The organism is Pelorhabdus rhamnosifermentans (assembly GCF_018835585.1).
GTDB classification, from domain to species: Bacteria; Bacillota; Negativicutes; order UMGS1260; family UMGS1260; genus Pelorhabdus; species Pelorhabdus rhamnosifermentans.
The window spans coordinates 1-19,583 of record NZ_JAHGVE010000006.1 but is presented as its reverse complement, the minus strand read 5'-3'; the positions used below and the strand labels follow the sequence as shown (position 1 = coordinate 19,583).

Sequence of the window (19,583 nt, the reverse complement as noted above, 5' to 3'; positions counted from 1 at the left end):
GAAAGAAACTGTCAGTTTTTTTTTTTGAAATTTACCTCCTTCAGACAAAACATTTATTACAAATTATGTAAAATTAAATTTGTACTATTGAACTTAAAGGAGGCAGAAATATGCCACGTGTTACCATGCTTTCTCTTCCCGATGAACTTCCTGTATCACCCCAAATCCAAAGTCCCCACAAGCCCTCGCTTGTTTGGGGAAAATACATTTTGACACGACTAAGGCATCTTAGAATGGGAAAGATTAGTTCGACGGTTTTGGCAGTTCTTAAACCGCTGCTTACAACAACAAATTGGGCTGTTGGAATATTAGGAGTTTTTTTGGCCCGTGTAAGTTTATTTGGTGAATTAGATCCTTGTGGTATTGCATTTTTTGCCAGTATTTACACAGTTTCGCCACGTCTAGGCATTTTTGCTGCAAGTGGTGTTCTTTGCGGCATATTGTCGCTTGGCCTTGGGGATCAGGTTTTTATTTATTTATTCAGTATGATTGGTTATATCCACTATTACGATAAGGTCAATAGGCTGGAACGAAAGATGGTGGCCTTACCGATTCTGCTTTTTTCTGTCATATTTATTAGTACTGTTCTTGTGCAGATAAACAGTGCATTTACGTTATATGAGGGCTTAATCGCTGTGATGAATGCGATGCTTTGTGCTTTGTTATATTATATTTTTGATTTAACCATTACTTCGCAAATGTCTGCTGGCAGTAGTGCTATTAACGAAGGTCGCATCGGCTTGGTCGTTATGGCAGCCTTTGCTTTGGCGGGTATTGGGCACATTGAGTTTTGGGGTTATGGTATGCGCAATATTGTAGGAAGCACCCTTATTGTTTTATTGGCATTGATCGGTGGTGCTGGATATGGCACAATTATGGGGGTGGCTGTGGGGCTTGTAATTGGTTTGGTTGAAGGCCAGCCTACACTTGCCATTGCAACATTTGCTGCTGCGGGACTTCTTGCCGGGATTTTTCAAAAATTAGGCCGAGTAGCCGTTATTTTCGGCTATTTACTAGGCAATGCCGTCGTACTCCTTGCTTTTGGACAAGCTATTGATAGTACAGCTTGGCTGATCGAAGTAACTGCCGCAGGTTTGTGTGTACTATGCATTCCGACTCGCTATCTTAAAAAAATTGAGCAGCGTATTGTCGTATTTTCCGATCATAGTCAAATGGAGCAGCAACTGGGGGGGTTAAATAAAAAATTACAACAAGTTGCAGAAATATTTGCTGACTTATCCGCTCGTTTTGGTGAACTTTCTGTCCAAAGAAAATCCGAAATTAAAGACCATGAATTTCAAGCATTACTGGCTTTGGTAGGAGAGAATGTTTGCAAAGATTGTCGTAATCGAAGCACTTGTTGGGAGCAAGATTTTTATCAGAGTTACGAAGCACTCGTGGAGATGGCAGTTTTGGCTGAAAAAGGAGCTTTATCTGAACGTACTTTGCCTAAGACGTTAAAAGAGCATTGTATGAATCAAAAAAACTTAATTGCTGAGGTTTGTAAAACAACAGAAGAAAACAAGACGTATTTTTATTGGCATAATAAAGTGGCTGATACGAGGCAGATGGTGACGGAACAGATGAAAGCAGTTAGTTCTATTATTGATACCTTGCGGGCCGAAACACGACTGAAAGTTAGGCAAGGCAATCAATTAGCTGAGCGGCTTATGGAGCAAGCAAAGCAATTAAGTTGTCCCGTCCATTCCGTAGATGTTACGGAAAAAGATGCATGTCGAACAATAAAAATTAGAAAAGACCTGTGTTCGGGAAACGATGAATGTCGCCATACATTGCTCCCCTTAGCAGCAAGTTTGTTTGGTGAGGCATTTTGTATGTCGGCTGAATGTGGTAGTCACAAGCAACAACGGCCTTGTCAAATTACGTTAAAAACAGTGCAACGCCTAAAGCTGGAAATGGGTTTTGCATCTATCGCTAAAAATGATCAGGACTTGTCAGGTGATAGCCATTCTATACTTCATTTGCCACAAGGAAAAACGGCATTAATTTTAAGTGATGGTATGGGTACAGGGCGTGAAGCTCATCAGGAAAGTACCATGGCGGTAGAGTTTCTCGAAAGGTTGCTTGCAGCGGGGTTTGAACTTGATGTTGCTGTTAAAACAGCCAATGCGATGCTGCTTGTAAAAAGTCCGGGTGAAATATTTTCGACCATTGATATGGCTGTATTTGATTCTTATACAGGTGAGACGGATTTCTTAAAAGTGGGTGCAGCGCCTAGTTATGTTAAACGAGTTCGTGAGGTCGCTACCATTCAATGTTCATCGGCGACGATTGGTATGGTAGAGCCGTTAGAAATTCAGCCTATGACGATGCAATTAAGAGCAGGAGATGTTTTTGTTTTGATTAGTGATGGCATTTATGATGCTTCTTTGAAAAATAGGGAGGAGTGGGTAGCCAATTATTTGCGCTGTCTTTCTAGTGATGATCCCAAGATCATTGCAACGAAATTATTGTCTGAGGCGCGAAAAAAAGCGGGTAAGCAACAACAGGATGATATGACTGTTGTTGCTGGCCGTATTGGGTTGCTCAATTAAAATAATGTTTTTGAGTCAGCGTAAGCTGGCTTTTTTTATGTATATGCGTTCCACCGTCTCACTTGGCTTCTGCTTATAGTAATACGATTCTATCCCTGTTGAGTGTAGCAAAGAGTAGGCTTACGGTTTTTATTCTGCTTACATTGGAATACTGATATCAAGGTTAAGCTATTCCTGCTTTATCCAAACAATCTGTTGTCGTTGGCAGGAAAGGAATGATAGGCAAGAGAATTAATTTTACCATACTATTTTTTGTTTCGTGATAAACTATTAAGCAGGGAGTTATACTAAATATGCTTGAAAAAGTAAAAGCTTTTATTGAGGACTGTCATTTAATCGATTCAGGCGATTACTTAATTGTGGCTTGTTCAGGTGGCAGTGATTCTGTGGCATTGCTTCATGTGCTTGTAAAGCTTGCAGCGGCATATCCCTTTACGCTGGCTGTTGCGCATGTGAATCATGGCCTCAGGGGGGAAGATGCAAACCACGATGAAGCTTACGTAAAAGAACTGAGTGCAAGGTTAGGTGTGCCCTGTTATTGTCATCATTGTGATGTGCAGGCCTTTGCCAAAGAGCATGGACTCGCTACAGAAGAAGCGGGTCGCATTGTGAGGTATCGTTTTTTTCATCAATTAGCTTTCGGTCATAGTCAGACGAAAATTGTGACAGCCCATCACCAAGATGATCAGGCTGAAACAGTACTTATGAATTTATTGCGTGGAAGTGGCAGTGCCGGTCTTAAGGGCATTCGCCCCAAAACGGGAAGTGTCATTCGCCCGCTTCTTGCAGTGACAAAGCAGGAAATTGTTGATTATTTAGCAGAGCAGAATATTGTTTTTTGTTATGATAAAACCAATAGTGATATAAAAATTCTTCGTAATCGTATCAGGCTATGTCTTTTACCGCAGCTCGAGTTGGAGTATAATAACCGTATTAAGGCCTCGCTTTGCCGCACCGCGGCTATTTTACAGGATGAACAGGATTTTATTGAACAGTCTGCTCAAAGTCTGTTTGAAAAAGTAGCAAAAATTTCTGGCAAAGGATTATTTTTATCACTTACCGTTCAAAAGGCCCATCCGGCATTAATTCGTGCTGTTTTTAGGTTGGCTATTGAAAAAAAACAAGGTCATTTAAAAGGAATCCGCTTCTATCATGTGGAAGAGTTGACGAAGATGCTGCTTGATTGGCCTGTTAGCAGTCAAATGCCGTTGCCACGGGGGCTGATGGTATATAAGAATTATGATAATATGGAATTTACCTATGAAGTGCGTAATTTAGCATGTGGTCTTTATCAGCCACGGACACTTCAGATTCCGGGAGTTACGATGATACCGGAACTTAAGCTCTTCATTACTGCCAAGATTTTAGGGCAGCCACCTAGTCAAGATTCTGTTATTGAGGCCTGGTTTGATTATGAACAACTTGTCCAGCCGCTGTTTGTTCGTTCACGTCATCCTGGTGATAAAATTCAGCCCAAGGGTTTTGTTGGAAGTAAGAAGGTAAAAAACCTTTTCATTGATGAAAAGGTGCCCCAAGAACAGCGGCCTTTTATACCTGTTGTGTATAATGCTCAAGGCATTGTCTGGTTGGGTGGATTGCGACAATCGTCCTTGGCCCCCGTAGCTAGTCATACCAAAATTTATTTGCAATTATCCCTAGGATACCAGGAGGAGTAAACCCATGCTTGAAGATGTTGAGAAAATTTTAGTGAGTCAGGAAGATCTGGCCAAGAGAGTGGAACAATTGGGGCAGGAAATTACAAAAGATTATGCAGGACAAGAAATACTCATGATTGGCGTGTTACGCGGGGCAGCTATTTTTATGGCTGATTTATCACGAGCCATTAAAGTTCCTGTTGCGCTTGATTTTATGGCAGTTTCCAGTTATGGACATTCCACATCGTCCAGTGGTGTCGTACGCATTATCAAAGACCTTGATGAAGATGTAAAAGGAAAACATGTACTGATTGTAGAGGATATTATTGATTCGGGTTTGACGCTGAAATATTTGATTGATTACATTAAATCACGCGATCCGCAAAGCGTAAAAATCTGTACGCTCCTCAATAAACCGGATCGTCGCAAGGTTGAAGTGCCAATTGCTTACAATGGTTTTACCATTCCCGATTATTTTGTTGTCGGTTTTGGTCTGGATTATGCTGAGAAATACCGTAATTTACCGTTTATTGGGATTTTAAAACCGGAAATTTACAGTCACTGAAATGGAAAATGTTTTGATTCTGTTTGTTGTAAGTTTGAATATATCTATGGTATAATATTCTACTGTGGATATTATTATACTTTTCCATGAACTCCAGTGAGAGGAGGGCTATTTTGAGTAAATTTTTTCGCAACGTCAGTTTTTATTTACTGATCATCATTATCGCGATTTCCATCATTGACTATTATTCATCGCGCACAGTAACCAAGCAGGAGGTCAGTTATACTCAGTTTTTACAACAAGTAAATGACCAAAATGTTGAGCGTGTGACGATTGTGGATAATACTATCAAAGGGAAGCTGAAGGATGGTCAAGAGTTTACAACCATTACCCCGAATGATCCAACTTTAATCAATACCCTGCGTGATAAAGGGGTGGATATTAAAGCTGAGCAGCCACCGCAACCGCCTTGGTGGACAACGATCTTTTCTTCAGTGCTTCCCATGCTACTGCTTATTGGTGTTTGGTTCTTTATTATGCAGCAAACCCAAGGTGGGGGAAACAGGGTTATGAGTTTTGGTAAAAGTCGAGCGAAGCTTCATAGTGAAGATAAGATTAAAGTAACCTTTGCTGATGTGGCGGGTGCTGATGAAGCCAAACAGGAATTGGAAGAAATTGTTGAGTTTTTAAAGCATCCGAAAAAATTCAATGATTTAGGGGCTCGTATTCCGAAGGGGGTCCTCTTATTTGGACCTCCAGGAACAGGTAAGACGCTAATGGCGCGGGCTATTGCCGGTGAAGCTGGCGTACCGTTTTTTAGTATTAGCGGTTCTGATTTTGTAGAAATGTTTGTAGGTGTTGGTGCATCTCGAGTGAGAGACTTGTTTGAACAAGCCAAGAAGAATGCTCCGTGTATTGTGTTTATTGACGAAATTGATGCTGTTGGCCGTCAAAGAGGTGCAGGCCTTGGTGGTGGTCATGATGAACGTGAGCAGACACTCAATCAGTTATTAGTTGAGATGGATGGATTTGGTGTGAATGAGGGCATTATTATTATTGCTGCCACAAATCGTCCTGACATTTTAGACCCGGCACTTTTAAGACCTGGCCGATTTGACCGTCAGGTTGTTGTGGATCGTCCTGATGTGAAGGGGCGTCAAGAGATATTAAAAGTACACACTAAAGGGAAGCCTATGTCGAAAGAAGTCGATCTTGATGTGCTTGCGCGACGTACGCCTGGCTTTACTGGTGCTGATTTGAGCAACTTAGTCAATGAAGCGGCGCTTTTAGCCGCTCGTCGCAATAAGCGCCGCGTGGATATGCCAGAAATGGAAGAAGCCGTGGAACGCGTTGTGGCTGGACCGGAACGGAAAAGCAGGGTGATTAGCGATAAAGAGAAAAAACTGACTGCTTATCATGAAGCTGGCCATGCCTTACTAGGTATGCTGCTTGAACGTACCGATCCTGTTCATAAAGTTTCGATCATTCCCCGTGGTAGAGCTGGCGGTTATACGATGTCGTTACCAGCAGAAGACCGTTATTATGCAACGCGATCGGAACTGTTGGAGCAGCTTACAATGTTGCTTGGTGGTCGTGTTGCAGAGGCCGTGATTTTGGGTGAAATCAGTACAGGCGCCCAAAATGACCTGGAGCGGGCTACAGCGCTTGTGCGTAAAATGATTACGGAATATGGTATGAGTGAAGTCTTGGGTCCGATTACATTTGGTCATAAGCAGGAACAAGTGTTTTTAGGCCGCGATATTTCTCATGAGCGCAATTACAGCGAACAAGTAGCTTATTCTATTGATAAAGAAACGCGGCGTCTTATTGAAGATGCTTACGATAAAGCCGAACAGATGTTACGGGACAATATTGAGAAACTTCATCTTGTTGCTCGGACACTTATGGAACGTGAAACACTAGAAGGCAAGGAATTGGCGGAGTTGCTTGAAACGGGTAGGCTTTCATCACCTAACGAGGCAGAAGATGATCTGGCTCCTTCTGAAGGTATCAGTGTCTCGACTGCTGAAAATGAAATTTCCAGTGAGCAGACGCAAGAAGTACCAGCAGATAAAGAAAATCCTGATGCTCCAAAGATTGTTTATATTAGTCGTCCTGACGAAAAAAAATAATTACAATAAACAAAGCTCCCGTCTGATTTGACGGGAGCTTTGTTTATTTACGAGAGACTAGCTGGTAAAGTCACAGTAAATGTTGCACCTTTACCAGGGGAACTGCTGACTGCAATGTGTCCGTTCATGAGCTCAACAAGCTTTTTTGTAATGGCGAGGCCAAGTCCTGTGCCTCCGTCATCACGCGACCTGGATTTATCAATACGATAAAAACGATCCCAAATAAGCGGAAGTTCATCAGGCGCGATTCCTTTGCCTTGATCTGCTACTGAAAAAGAGATTATTTGCCCTTTACGCTGAGCGGAAAGGGTAATCGTGGACTGAGGTGGCGCATAGCGTTTGGCATTGCTCATCAGATTGGTTAGTACTTGAGTTAAACGATAAGGGTCGGCGAGCACTCTTAAATCGCCTTCCGCAAATTGTTCTTCAAGTATGACTGGATGATGAGGTAATAATTGTTCTTTACTTAATTGGTCGTGTAAAAATATTCTAAGGTCAATAGTTTCGATGACTGCTGGAATTTCACCTGCTTCCAGACTGGAAAGATCAAGAAGGTCATTAATGAGGCGATTCATTCGTTTATTAGCCGTCAAAATGGAAGAGAGAAAGACAACTTTTTTGTCCTGTGGGACGACATCATCAATGAGTGCTTCTGTCATCGCTTGAATTGAAGCTACTGGCGTTTTGAGTTCATGTGTCACATTAGCTAAAAACTCACGTCGGTTTTGTTCAATTGTGGAAAGCGAGGCGGCCATAGTATTTAATGTACGTCCCAATCGTCCGATTTCACTGTTATCTGTTGCATTTGTACGGCTGTCATAATCGCCCTGAGCAAATCGTCGGGCTGCTTGGCTGATACTTTTCAAGGGCGATGTAAGTGAGTGTGAAATAAAAAAGGCAAAGATAATGGACGTAAGTAAGCCAACCAAGGCGGAGTAGAGCAATAAATTTTCGAAAGGTTCGGCGGGTTTTGCAACCTTTGGGGCAGAAACATGTAAGAATAATATTTTATTGTGCTCAATATCTGGAATGGGTAGCGCCACAAGTACGGAACGGTCATTTGGCGGACCTTGGGGATCTATGCGGCGATTTGAATGGTGAATCCAATAACGTGTTAATCCGCTTGCGAGACTATTTAGATGTTCTGAAACATCTGGGTATTGAAGGTGCCAAGCTTCAGGTGGAATTCCTGCGAGAGTTTTGCCGTCTTTGTCCGTAATCCAGCAAGTAGCGCCGACAAGTTCATTGATTGTGGCGATATTTTGTTCTAAGACAGCAGGCCCTAAGCGGCTATCATTTACGATAAGATTTACGGCTGCTTGTCCTTTACTCAAAACTTCGTTGTTCCTGTTGTCAATAACATGCATACGAATGAGATAGCCCGTAAGTAAAGCAAAGGTCACAATAGTTATGACAATAATAATACAATTTGATAGCAAGATACGCCCGAAAATCGATCGAATCATGGCTGAACCTCAAATTTATAGCCTTTACCCCAGACAGTGTGAATGTGATTTTGTGCTTGTCCACTCAATTTGCGGCGCAGCCGTTTGACTGTGGCATCGACTGTGCGGTCATCCCCGTCAAAATCATATCCCCAAACATTCGTTAGTAATTGTTCCCGGGAAAAAACTTGGGCGGGATGGCGGATGAGAAATAGGAGTAATTCAAATTCTTTCGGTGATAAAACAACAGGATGATTGTCACATTGGACGACAGTGGATAAAGGATTGATTGTTAAACCGGGAAATTCGAGCATGGTCTCGGTAAAGAGAGCATTGCTACGGCGCAGTACGGCTTTTACTCTGGCAACAAGTTCTTTAGGACTGAAGGGCTTGGTAATATAGTCATCAGCGCCAAGTGAGAACCCCGTGATTTTATCGTATTCCGTCGTTTTTGCTGTCAGAAAAATGACGGGTACATCACGCTTAATCGTTTTGCATATTTCAAGACCTGTCAATCCTGGCAGCATAATGTCGAGAATCAGTAAATCGGGTTGCTCCGTTTCTTCAATCTTGAGGGCCTCATTGCCATCATAGGCCGTAAATATTTCAAAGTTTTCTTTTGCTAAATACAACTGGACTACTTCCACAATGCTTGCCTCATCATCGGCAATTAATATTTTTAGCATGACTTTTCGCCTTCTTTCTCAATGGAGTAAATTCCATATTCTTTAACTGGTAAAATCAATGGTTTTGAGACATAATTTAAAAGAAAATTATAAAATTCCCTCAAGTGTATGCTACCATAAAAAATCAAACAGTAACAGAGAAAATTTGTTCCACAGGGGTTGTCTCTACAAAAGTCCTTATGCTATGATAGGGGGGCAGAAAAGCTTCAGGTGGTATCGTAATTGAGCTGCACTGATGGCATTTGATTTAAGGTTAATTAAATAAAATTGCCTAAACCGCTTAGATCCACGTGACTGAGACGGAAAGTGCCGCTAGTTGTGATGAGGAGCCTTTCTGTCAGAAAGGCTTTTTTTATTTTATCATTACACATAAGGAGGATTATCATGGAAATTATTACAACAGTACGGGAGTTAAAAAAATGCCTACATTTAGCCAAGAAGCAGGGAAAAACAGTGGGACTTGTACCAACGATGGGATATTTGCACGAAGGTCATCTTACCTTGATGAGGAAAGCAAGAGAAGAAAATGATTGCGTGGTCGCTAGTATTTTTGTTAATCCCTTACAGTTTGGTCAGGGCGAAGATTTCGAGTCTTATCCGCGCGATCTGAAGCAAGATTCACTTCGAGCTGCTAGTGTAGGTGTTGATTGGGTATTTGCGCCAAAAGTTGCGGAAATGTATCCCCAGGGATTTGAGAATATGAATACTTTTGTTGAAGTTTCGGGTGTTACTGCTGGACTTTGTGGGGCTTCACGTCCTGGTCATTTCCGCGGCGTTGCAACAGTTGTGTCAAAATTATTTCATATTGTAGAACCGGATCGGGCTTATTTTGGCCAAAAGGATGCGCAACAGGTTGTGGTGATCCAAAAGATGGTGCAAGACTTAAATATGAATGTGACTATTGTTCCTGTACCGATTGTGCGTGAAGCAGATGGATTGGCCTTGTCATCACGCAATCTTTATTTAGGTTCTGCTGAACGACAAGCTGCACTCGTATTGAGTCAGTCATTACAGCTGGCAACAAAGTTGCTTGAATCAGGTGTACAAGAGAGTGATAAGATACTTCAGCAAATGACGGAACTGATTCAGCGGGAGCCGCTGGCCGCCCTTGAGTATTTAGTAATTGTTGATAAAGAGACGTTAGAATCTGTGTCTGACATTCAAGGCCCCATTCTCATTGCCATGGCAGTTAGAATTGGTAAGACACGTCTGATTGATAATATTATTTGGAGGAATGCGTGATGATGAGAACCTTATTTAAATCAAAGCTTCATCGGGCAACCGTTACGGAGGCATGTTTGGATTATGTGGGAAGTATTACAATTGATGAAGATTTAATGGACGCGGCAGATATTTGTCTTCATGAGAAGGTGCAAGTTGTTAATAATAATAACGGAGCTCGTTTAGAAACGTATGTCATTGCCGGTCCCCGAGGATCGGGTATGATCTGTTTAAATGGTGCGGCAGCGCGGTTAGTACAGCCGGGCGATACGGTGATTATTATGACTTTTGCTATTTTTGATGAAAAGGAAATGGAAAATTATCAGCCAACTGTTGTTTTTCTTGATGAATCAAATGGCATTGTCCATATTACACAGTCTGAACAGCACGGGGACATTCGTTAATTGACAGACTGTTAACGAACCGTTATGATAAAGCTAACAATTGTGGGAGGAATTTCTGTGCGTAATGCCATACTGGAAATGTTACGCAATCATAGAGATGAGTATCTATCAGGTGAGGATATTTCACGGCGATTAGCTGTTTCACGAACGGCAGTTTGGAAGCATATTCAAGCGCTAAAGCAAGCGGGCTATGAGATTGAATCTCATACAAGGCGAGGTTATAAGCTGCTGATGGTACCGGATCGGCTTCGTCCGGAAGAAATTATCCCTCATTTTTCGACTCAATGGTTGGGTAAAAAAATTGTCTATTTTGATGATGTTAGTTCAACAAATAATGAAGCAAGAAATGAAGCGCAGCGCGGCGCGCCAGAAGGTACCATTGTTATTGCAGAGTCTCAGAATAACGGTAAGGGACGTTTGGCACGTGGCTGGTATTCACCGCAGTACCAAGGTATTTGGCTGTCTGTTGTACTTAGACCGAAATTTAGGCCGGCAGATGCGCCAAAATGCAGCTTACTTGCTGCTGTCGCTTTAGAACGGGCAATTTTCCGTCAGACAGGGATTCATTGCGGCATTAAATGGCCTAATGATCTATTGTATGACAATAAAAAGCTGATTGGTATTTTAACTGAAATGAGTGCTGAATTTGATGCAATTAATTATATTGTTATTGGTATGGGCATCAATGTGAATACTTTCGCGGACGATTTACCACAGGAGTTACAGACGATTGCTACTTCTTTAGCCATGATCACAGGGGAAAAAGTGAATCGCAAGGTTTTGTTAGGCAAGATTCTTGAAGAGCTTGAGCATTCTTATGATAAGGTCTGCAGTGAAGGATTCGGACCGCTTCTCGATGAGTGGCGCCGGAAATCAATTACGCTTGGGAAAATTGTCGATGTATTTGGTATGGATGAACAATTTAGTGGCAAGGCCGTGGATATTGATGCAGACGGTGCATTGCTTATTGAAAGAGAGACAGGCATTGAACGCGTGCTTGCTGGTGATGTGTCCATTCGGATGGTCAAACGATAACAGTCGTTCCTTTTTTGCCATTTGATATGGTGAAAAGTATTATGGTTGCTTTTATTGGTGTAAAAGTGCGCAGGGCATGTTGCGAGCAGGTCTTACCATTCATAATTCAAATGGCAGGAGGATTTTTATGCTTTTGGTTTTTGATGTAGGGAATACTAATATGGTGCTAGGTGTTTATGAAAAAGAAAAATTGCTTGTCAACTGGCGCGTGTCAACAGACAGGCAAAAGACAGCAGACGAGTATGGTATGCTTATTCATGATTTATTTGTTTATAGTGGCACGGATGTAAAAAAGATTGACGCGGTTATTATCTCTTCTGTTGTTCCGCCCCTGATGGTGCCGCTTACTCGCATGTCACAACGTTATTTTGGCGTGGAGCCGCTCATTGTTGGACCGGGTATTAAGACAGGAATTTTTATTCGCTATGAAAATCCGCGTGATGTAGGTGCAGATCGTATTGTGAACGCTGTAGCTGCTCATGCGAAGTATGGCGGTCCTTTGATTGTCGTTGATTTTGGTACAGCCACGACATTTTGTGCTATTGCGCAAAATGGTGATTATTTAGGGGGAGCTATTGCGCCTGGTATTGGTATTTCATCAGAAGCACTTTTTCAGCGCGCTGCAAAATTGCCGCGTATTGAGTTAGTAAAACCAAAGAATGTTATTTGCCGCAGTACTGTTAGCAGTATGCAGTCAGGGATTATTTACGGCTTTGTTGGACAGGTAGATGAACTTGTTCGTCGTATGCGCGAAGAATTGGGACATGAGGCTTATGTTGTGGCAACGGGTGGCTTGGCCAATTTGATTGCCCAAGAATCTCATTCCATTAATGTTGTTGAACCGTTTTTGACGCTTGAAGGTTTAAGAATTATTTATGAGCGCAACATGTAATCTCTTTTTATTAATTAAGCAGGGCGGTAGTATTTTTCTACCGTCTTTTTGTTATGATAGAAAATAGAGATAGGCGAGGGGGTATGGCATGAATATTGGATCCATTGTATTAGCACACCCTGTTATCTTGGCTCCAATGGCAGGAGTTTGCGATTTGCCTTTTCGACTCCTTGCAAAAAGCATGGGATGTGCGCTTGTTGTTGCAGAAATGGTGAGTGACAAGGGGTTATTATATAAAAACAAACACACCTATGCCATGTTGGCTATGGAAGATGACGAAAGACCCGTTTCCATTCAGATTTTTGGATCTGATCCGCTTTGTATGGCCAGGGCGGCCCGTATTGTAGAACAAGCTGGCGCCGATATTATTGATATTAATATGGGGTGCCCTGTGCCGAAAGTTGTCAAGAATGGCGAAGGTGCGGCCCTCATGAAGACGCCTGATTTGGTCTATCGCATCGTGGCTGCTGTTGTGGAATCTGTCAAGGTTCCTGTGACAGTAAAGATACGTAAAGGCTGGGATGAATTATCAGTGAATGCGCCTGAGATTGCCAAACTTGCTGAACAGGCTGGCGCCGCGGCTGTGGCTGTACATGGTCGCACGCGGGAACAGTTTTATACAGGTGAAGCAGATTGGAATATTATTAGGAAAGTAAAGGAATGTGTGACAATCCCTGTGATTGGCAATGGTGATATTCGTTCACCGGAAGATGCCTGTGAAATGATGAAGCAAACAGGCTGTGACGGTATCATGGTTGGTCGGGCCGCTCAAGGAAATCCGTGGATCTTTGCTCAAATTAATCATTTTTTAGATACAGGAAAAAAATTATCACTTCCTACTAGAGCAGAAAAGGTTGAAATGATTCGACGTCATTTTAATTTGATGCTGCAAGTTAAAGGGGAATATTTGGCTATTAGAGAAATGCGCAAGCATGCTGCTTGGTATACTAAAGGCATGCCTGGATCAGCGGAATTAAGATGTTTCTTTAATCAAGCTGAGAGTAAAGAAGCGTTTTTAGACGTAGTCAATAAGATTGCCCAGTAACAAGAAGGTCAGGACAAAACGGTAGTTTGTCCTGACCTTCTAAAAACAATTGTCGGAATTAAAAGAAAATGGTAAACTATGTATGTACACAAGAGTGTGCACATATAATAACGTAGGGGTGAAGCCATGTTGCTTCGGATCGGTGAAAAGGTGATTAATAAGCAAAAAGTTTATCGCACAGTTGAACAGATCCTTGCTATGAGAAGTCATGGCATTTCACAGCAGGAAACTGCTCGTCGGCTCCATCTGGATCGCCCCTTTATTTCACGCCTTGAAAGTATGGGAGAAGTTCGCAAAGGACGGCGCGTGGCTCTTGTTGGTTTTCCGATTGGCAATTGTAATGAACTTCGGCAATTAGCGCGGGAGTATGGGCTCGAGTATCAGTTGTTATTCTCTGAGAAAGAACGTTGGCAGTTTGTCGAAACTAAATCAGGCTTGGAATTATTTAATGAAATCATGAATATTATTGCCACTCTTCGTCAGTTTGATGTTGTTATTATTCTGGCATCCAATATGCGTATTAAGCTGATAGAAACGTTGCTTGATCAAGAAGTCATTGCCGTTCAGATTGGTCAATCACCGATTGAAGAAGATGTTATTGTGAGTCCCGTGCAGGTAAAGGCACTATTCGACGCATTAGATCTTCGGGCAGGTGAGGGCTAATGCAACATGTTCTAAGCGTCAGTTTAGGATCTAGCCGTCGTGACCATCAAGCGGTGGAAGTATTTGGTGGAAAAGAATTTTTAGTCGAACGACGGGGAACAGATGGTAATAAAGCCCGGGCTATCGACCTAATTAAGCAGTTTGATGGCAAAGTTGCGGCATTTGGCTTGGGGGGCACAGATCTTTATATTTATGCTGGAAATAAACGGTATACTTTTCGCGAGTCGGCGCAAATTGCCAAGGCTGCCCAATTTTCACCTATTGTTGATGGCAGTGGCATTAAAAATACATTAGAGCGACGTCTTGTACAGTATCTCTCTACAACAAAAGGAATGGATTTTTCAACGAAAAAGGTCTTGATTGTCTGCGCAGTGGATCGGTTTGGTTTGGCTGAAGCACTTGTCAATGCAGGGAGTCATGTTATTTTCGGGGATTTAATGTTTGGGTTAGGTTGGCCCTTTCCCATTCGAAGCTTGACAGCTTTGGCACGGTTAGCGCGCTATATAGCGCCAATTATTACACAACTTCCTATTAGTATGTTTTATCCCACAGGTGAGCAACAAAATGAAATTATTCCCAAGTTTTCCCCTTATTTTGAAGAGGCCGATATCATTGCCGGCGATTTTCACTTTATTCGCCGTTATATGCCAAGCACTTTGGCTGACAAGACGATTATTACGAATACAGTGACAGCAGAAGATATTGACTTGCTTGCAGCGCGTGGGGTTAAAAAACTCATTACGACAACTCCCTCTATGGGGGGGCGTTCATTTGGTACAAATATTTTAGAAGCTATTTTAGTAGCTTATTCTGGTAAAAAATTAGTTGATGAATTATCTGTAGACAATTATGTGGAAATTCTTGATAAATTGGCCATTGAGCCACGGATTATGGATTTGTCGGTCTAGTCTTGTTAGATGAAGTACAAAAGGGAGGACCATTATGGAGAAGTTTGCCTTTATCGTTCATCCTCTGACAGCAAGGGATCTTTCCCGTAAATTTCCGATTGCCAAACGTTTTTCTGATCATTTTATTGAGACGATTATCCAGTACATACCCCCTTTTAAGGTATCTACAATTAGGGGGATTCAGTCGCCTGTAGCTGATGCGGAAGGCTTTTTTATCGGTTGCCCCCTTACCTCAAGGCAAATGGTGGAATTACCGCAGGAAAAGGTCATTCAAAAAATTATTCGAGCCGGAAAATTAGCGGAAAACTTAGGCGCGAAAATTGTCGGGCTTGGTGCCTTTACATCTATTGTAGGTGATGCAGGAATTACGGTTGCAAAAAATTTGAATATTGCTGTTACAACGGGAAATAGCTATACTGTTGCTACAGCTCTCGAAGGAACTCGTCAGGCAGCCAAGGTAATGGGAATTTCATTGGAACGTGCCAGTGTCGTTATTTTGGGTGCAACAGGGGCGATTGGTTCGGCTTGTGCTCAAATTCTTGCTAAGGAAGTACGTTATTTAACCCTTGTGGCCCGGAATGAAAGTCGTTTAGAAAAACTTTCCGCACACATCATGCGCACAACGGGATTAGTTGTTGAGGTAACAGCAAATACTAAAGCCGCTGTACAGTCAGCTGATGTAGTAATTGCGGTGACAAGCGCTGTCGATAGTTTAATTGAACCAGGTGATTTAAAACCCGGTGCTGTTGTTTGCGATGTGGCGCGTCCGCGTAATGTTGCGAAAAGTGTTGCTGCTGAACGAAATGACGTACTTGTCATTGAAGGCGGCATTGTGGAGGTTCCTGGAAACGTGAACTTTGGCCTCGATTTTGGTTTTCCGCCAGGAACGGCTTACGCTTGTATGGCTGAAACGATGATACTTGCACTAGAAAAATATGAGAAAAATTTTACCATTGGCCGGGATATCACAGTAAAGCAAATTGAAAAGATTACCCAGTTAGCTCAAAAACATGGTTTCAAATTGGCGGGTCTTCGCAGTTTTGAGCGGGCTTTGCTGCCTGATGAGGTTAATGTTATCCGTACAAACGCATTGTTAAAATGTAAAGTGTCGAAGGAGAGAATAGGCTAGAAATTATTGACAAAGAAGTTCTTTATGCCTATAATAGTGCATAAAACTAGGAAGAAATATTATCTATCTTAGACTGATCCTTGTTCAAGGTGTCAAGCTAATCACTTGGCACTATTTATATTGCCAAGGTGGTCCTTATCTGAGGCTCTTTCATGTGAACATTCGTAAGTAGTAGCAATAAGTGAAGTATAAGGGTTAAAGGAGATAAACATATGGCTGAAAAACAGATTATCTTAACTGAAGAAGGATTAAGAAAACTTGAGGAAAAACTTGAACATTTAAAAACAGTCCGTCGCCATGATGTAGCTGAACGGATTAAACAAGCAATTGATTTTGGTGACATAAGTGAGAACTCGGAATACGAAGATGCTAAGAATGAGCAAGCTTTTATTGAAGGTGAAATTCTTACGCTGGAAAAAATGCTGCGCAATGCCAAATTGATTGATGAAAATGCTGTCGGCATTGATATCGTAACAGTGGGGTCTACCGTTATTTTAAAAGATATGGAATTTGGTGATGAACTGGAATATACCATTGTAGGTTCGGCAGAAGCTGATCCTAGCGAGTTTAAAATTTCTAATGAATCTCCAGTCGGTGAAGCCATTATAGGACAAAAAGTGGGTAGTGTTGTTGAAGTGAATGTTCCAGCAGGCATTTTAAAATACGAAGTATTAAATATTAAACGGGCCTAGATAAAGGTTTATCGGGGGAAGTAAAAAAATGAGTAAACACGTTGAGGTAAAAGATACGCCAGTTACGGCGGAAGAGCTGAATGAATTGATGAAATCACGCCGTGAAAAAATGACGGCTATTGCAGACAAAGGAATTGAACCGTTTGGTCGCAACTACAAGGCTACTCATCATGCAGCTGAAGTTGTTGAACAATTTGAAGAATTGGAAGAAAAAACGGTGCGTATCTGCGGGCGTGTCATGGCCATTCGTGGTCATGGAAAGGCTAGTTTTGCCCATCTCATGGATATGTCAGGTGGTGTTCAGCTTTATTTTCGTCAAGATGTGCTAGGAGAAGAAGATTATGCTCTTTTTCGGTTACTTGATATTGGTGATCACATTGGTGTTGAAGGAACCATGTTTCGGACACATCGTGGTGAAATTAGTGTAAAAGTAACTGATTTTGAAGTACTTGCGAAAGCCCTACGTCCGTTGCCGGAAAAATTTCATGGATTAAAGGATGTAGAAGTCCGTTATCGTCAACGTTATTTAGATTTAATTGTAAATCCGGAAGTAAAGGATACCTTTGTTAAACGGAGTAAAATTATTTCAAAATTACGTCAGATTTTAGAGCAAAAGGGCTTTTTAGAAGTAGAAACGCCCATGATGCATTCTATTGCAGGTGGTGCGGCCGCAAAACCTTTTATTACACATCACAATGCTCTTGGTATCGATCTGTATATGCGTATTGCTCCTGAGCTTTATTTGAAACGTCTCATTGTTGGCGGATTTGAAAAGGTTTATGAAGTAGGACGGGTATTCCGCAATGAAGGCATTGATATTAAGCATAATCCGGAATTTACACTCGTTGAGATTTATCAGGCGTTTGGTGACTATCAGGTTGTTATGGAACTTACGGAAGAATTGATTTCTAAGATTGCTTTAGATGTCTTAGGTACCATGAAAATTACTTATCAAGGACAAGAAATTGATTTGACGCCGCCATGGAATCGCATGTCTATGACGGAAGCGATTGAGAAATATACTCAAGTCGATTTTGCTGCTGTGACTACGCTGGAAGAAGCACGGACACTTGCGACATCTTTACATGTTCCTTTTGCTGCTGGCGATGGCATTGGCGGTATTGTGAATAAGGTATTTGAGGAAAAAGTAGAAGAAAATTTAATTGAACCAACCTTTATTACGGGACACCCAACCGAAATTTCACCACTGGCGAAACGTAATAAAGAAAATAGTGAAATTACAGATCGCTTTGAGGCTTTTGTTTTCGGGCGTGAACTGGCCAATGGATTTTCGGAACTCAATGACCCTATCGATCAGGAAGGCCGTTTCTTGAAACAAGTAGAACAACGTGAATCAGGGGATGATGAGGCTCACATGATGGATAAGGACTATGTGACGGCTCTTGAGTATGGTATGCCGCCCACAGGCGGCCTTGGTATCGGTATTGACAGGCTTGTTATGTTACTCACGGACAGTGCATCGATACGTGATGTGATTTTCTTTCCGCAAATGAAACAAAGAGAGCAGTAAACGAATGAAGTTTTGCTAGGAAGAGAGCTCAATAAACTATGGTTAAATAGTTTGTTGGGCTCTTTGTTTAAAATATAAGATATTTCTTTTTGCATAACGAAATGATTTGTGATATTCTATATGAGCTGTCTCGTTAGGCCGTCTCAAAAACAACAATTACAATCAGTTGAAACTGAAAAAAGTTGTTGACATAACAGGGCGCCTGTGATAATATAAACGAGTCGCTAAAAACGACAGACAAATGCTTTTGCAGTTACGGTTGTGAAGCAAAAAAATATGTTGACAACATCGCTTGCGATGTGGTAACATATAAAAGCTGTCGCAAGACAACATGCTCTCTGAAAACTAAACAATGGTAATGATTAATGCCAGATGTGCGGGTTTCTTTTATAAGAAACCAACCAAAATAATTTCTGATTTGAATTTATAGAGCCTATCAAAAGGCTTCATAAAATATACTTTTATGGAGAGTTTGATCCTGGCTCAGGACGAACGCTGGCGGCGTGCCTAACACATGCAAGTCGAACGGAGAAATCAGCAATGATTTCTTAGTGGCGAACGGGTGAGTAACACGTAGACAACCTGCCTTCCAGATGGGGACAACAATCCGAAAGGGTTGCTAATACCGAATGTGTTTGTTTCTTCATAAGAAGAGACAAAGAAAGATGGCCTCTATTTATAAGCTATCGCTGGAAGATGGGTCTGCGTCTGATTAGCTAGTTGGTGGGGTAATGGCCTACCAAGGCGACGATCAGTAGCCGGTCTGAGAGGATGAACGGCCACACTGGGACTGAGACACGGCCCAGACTCCTACGGGAGGCAGCAGTGGGGAATCTTCCACAATGGGCGAAAGCCTGATGGAGCAACGCCGCGTGAGTGAAGAAGGCTTTCGGGTCGTAAAACTCTGTCTTCAGGGACGAATGTGCGATTTGTGAATAATGAGTCGCAATGACGGTACCTGAGGAGGAAGCCACGGCTAACTACGTGCCAGCAGCCGCGGTAATACGTAGGTGGCAAGCGTTGTCCGGAATTATTGGGCGTAAAGCGCGCGCAGGCGGGAACATTAGTCTATCTTAAAAGTGCGG

General features: G+C 42.0%; 16 protein-coding genes and 1 rRNA gene. 15 read left to right on the top strand and 2 right to left on the bottom strand.

Annotated elements, in window-relative coordinates; all coding sequences use genetic code 11:
- The first annotated feature begins 110 nt into the window (after positions 1 to 110).
- The 4 genes from spoIIE (at position 111) to ftsH (ending at position 6,847) form a co-directional block, all read left to right on the top strand.
- Entirely contained in the window at positions 111 to 2,555 is a 2,445-nt protein-coding gene (gene spoIIE / locus Ga0466249_RS08625) for a stage II sporulation protein E (protein WP_215829051.1), read from the top strand.
- Positions 2,556 to 2,848: 293 nt separating this feature from the next.
- Entirely contained in the window at positions 2,849 to 4,231 is a 1,383-nt protein-coding gene (tilS, locus tag Ga0466249_RS08620) for a tRNA lysidine(34) synthetase TilS (RefSeq protein WP_215829050.1), read from the top strand.
- Positions 4,232 to 4,235: 4 nt separating this feature from the next.
- A complete protein-coding gene (hpt, locus tag Ga0466249_RS08615; protein WP_215829049.1) occupies positions 4,236 to 4,775 on the top strand; it encodes a hypoxanthine phosphoribosyltransferase in 540 nt (179 codons plus the stop codon).
- Between the two features lie 113 nt (positions 4,776 to 4,888).
- Positions 4,889 to 6,847, top strand: a complete 1,959-nt coding sequence (gene ftsH, locus Ga0466249_RS08610; protein ID WP_215829048.1) for an ATP-dependent zinc metalloprotease FtsH — start codon at positions 4,889 to 4,891, stop codon at positions 6,845 to 6,847.
- A 47-nt stretch (positions 6,848 to 6,894) separates the two neighbouring features.
- Here the strand turns inward: ftsH and Ga0466249_RS08605 are convergent, their stop codons facing one another.
- On the bottom strand, positions 6,895 to 8,313 hold the full coding sequence (locus tag Ga0466249_RS08605) for a sensor histidine kinase (RefSeq protein WP_215829047.1): 1,419 nt from the start codon (positions 8,311 to 8,313) through the stop codon (positions 6,895 to 6,897).
- Positions 8,310 to 8,978, bottom strand: a complete 669-nt coding sequence (locus tag Ga0466249_RS08600; protein WP_215829046.1) for a response regulator transcription factor — start codon at positions 8,976 to 8,978, stop codon at positions 8,310 to 8,312. The genes Ga0466249_RS08605 and Ga0466249_RS08600 overlap by 4 nt, the downstream gene beginning before the upstream one ends.
- A gap of 384 nt (positions 8,979 to 9,362) precedes the next feature.
- Between Ga0466249_RS08600 and panC the strand changes: the two genes are divergently transcribed.
- The 11 genes from panC to Ga0466249_RS08545 all read left to right on the top strand — a co-directional run.
- Complete coding sequence (panC, locus tag Ga0466249_RS08595) at positions 9,363 to 10,220, top strand: pantoate--beta-alanine ligase (protein WP_215829045.1); 858 nt, start codon at positions 9,363 to 9,365, stop codon at positions 10,218 to 10,220.
- A complete protein-coding gene (panD, locus tag Ga0466249_RS08590; protein WP_215829044.1) occupies positions 10,220 to 10,603 on the top strand; it encodes an aspartate 1-decarboxylase in 384 nt (127 codons plus the stop codon). Before panC ends, panD begins: the two co-directional genes overlap by 1 nt.
- A 57-nt stretch (positions 10,604 to 10,660) precedes the next feature.
- Entirely contained in the window at positions 10,661 to 11,638 is a 978-nt protein-coding gene (locus tag Ga0466249_RS08585; RefSeq protein WP_215829043.1) for a biotin--[acetyl-CoA-carboxylase] ligase, read from the top strand.
- 127 nt (positions 11,639 to 11,765) lie between these two features.
- Positions 11,766 to 12,530 (top strand): type III pantothenate kinase, encoded by a 765-nt coding sequence (locus tag Ga0466249_RS08580; protein WP_215829042.1) that lies wholly within the window; start codon positions 11,766 to 11,768, stop codon positions 12,528 to 12,530.
- A gap of 88 nt (positions 12,531 to 12,618) precedes the next feature.
- Entirely contained in the window at positions 12,619 to 13,575 is a 957-nt protein-coding gene (dusB, locus tag Ga0466249_RS08575) for a tRNA dihydrouridine synthase DusB (protein ID WP_215829041.1), read from the top strand.
- Between the two features lie 126 nt (positions 13,576 to 13,701).
- Complete coding sequence (locus tag Ga0466249_RS08570) at positions 13,702 to 14,238, top strand: sugar-binding transcriptional regulator (protein ID WP_215829040.1); 537 nt, start codon at positions 13,702 to 13,704, stop codon at positions 14,236 to 14,238.
- Positions 14,238 to 15,146 carry a DUF8754 domain-containing protein gene (locus Ga0466249_RS08565; protein WP_215829039.1) on the top strand — a complete coding sequence of 303 codons (909 nt, stop codon included), beginning with the start codon at positions 14,238 to 14,240 and terminating at the stop codon, positions 15,144 to 15,146. Before Ga0466249_RS08570 ends, Ga0466249_RS08565 begins: the two co-directional genes overlap by 1 nt.
- A 34-nt stretch (positions 15,147 to 15,180) precedes the next feature.
- Positions 15,181 to 16,275 carry an NAD(P)H-binding protein gene (locus tag Ga0466249_RS08560; protein ID WP_215829038.1) on the top strand — a complete coding sequence of 365 codons (1,095 nt, stop codon included), beginning with the start codon at positions 15,181 to 15,183 and terminating at the stop codon, positions 16,273 to 16,275.
- 212 nt (positions 16,276 to 16,487) lie between these two features.
- Positions 16,488 to 16,967 (top strand): transcription elongation factor GreA, encoded by a 480-nt coding sequence (gene greA / locus Ga0466249_RS08555; protein WP_215829037.1) that lies wholly within the window; start codon positions 16,488 to 16,490, stop codon positions 16,965 to 16,967.
- Positions 16,968 to 16,995: 28 nt separating this feature from the next.
- Positions 16,996 to 18,498, top strand: a complete 1,503-nt coding sequence (gene lysS / locus Ga0466249_RS08550; RefSeq protein ID WP_215829036.1) for a lysine--tRNA ligase — start codon at positions 16,996 to 16,998, stop codon at positions 18,496 to 18,498.
- Positions 18,499 to 18,958: 460 nt separating this feature from the next.
- Positions 18,959 to 19,583: ribosomal RNA gene (locus Ga0466249_RS08545) — 16S ribosomal RNA — on the top strand; the annotation flags it as partial.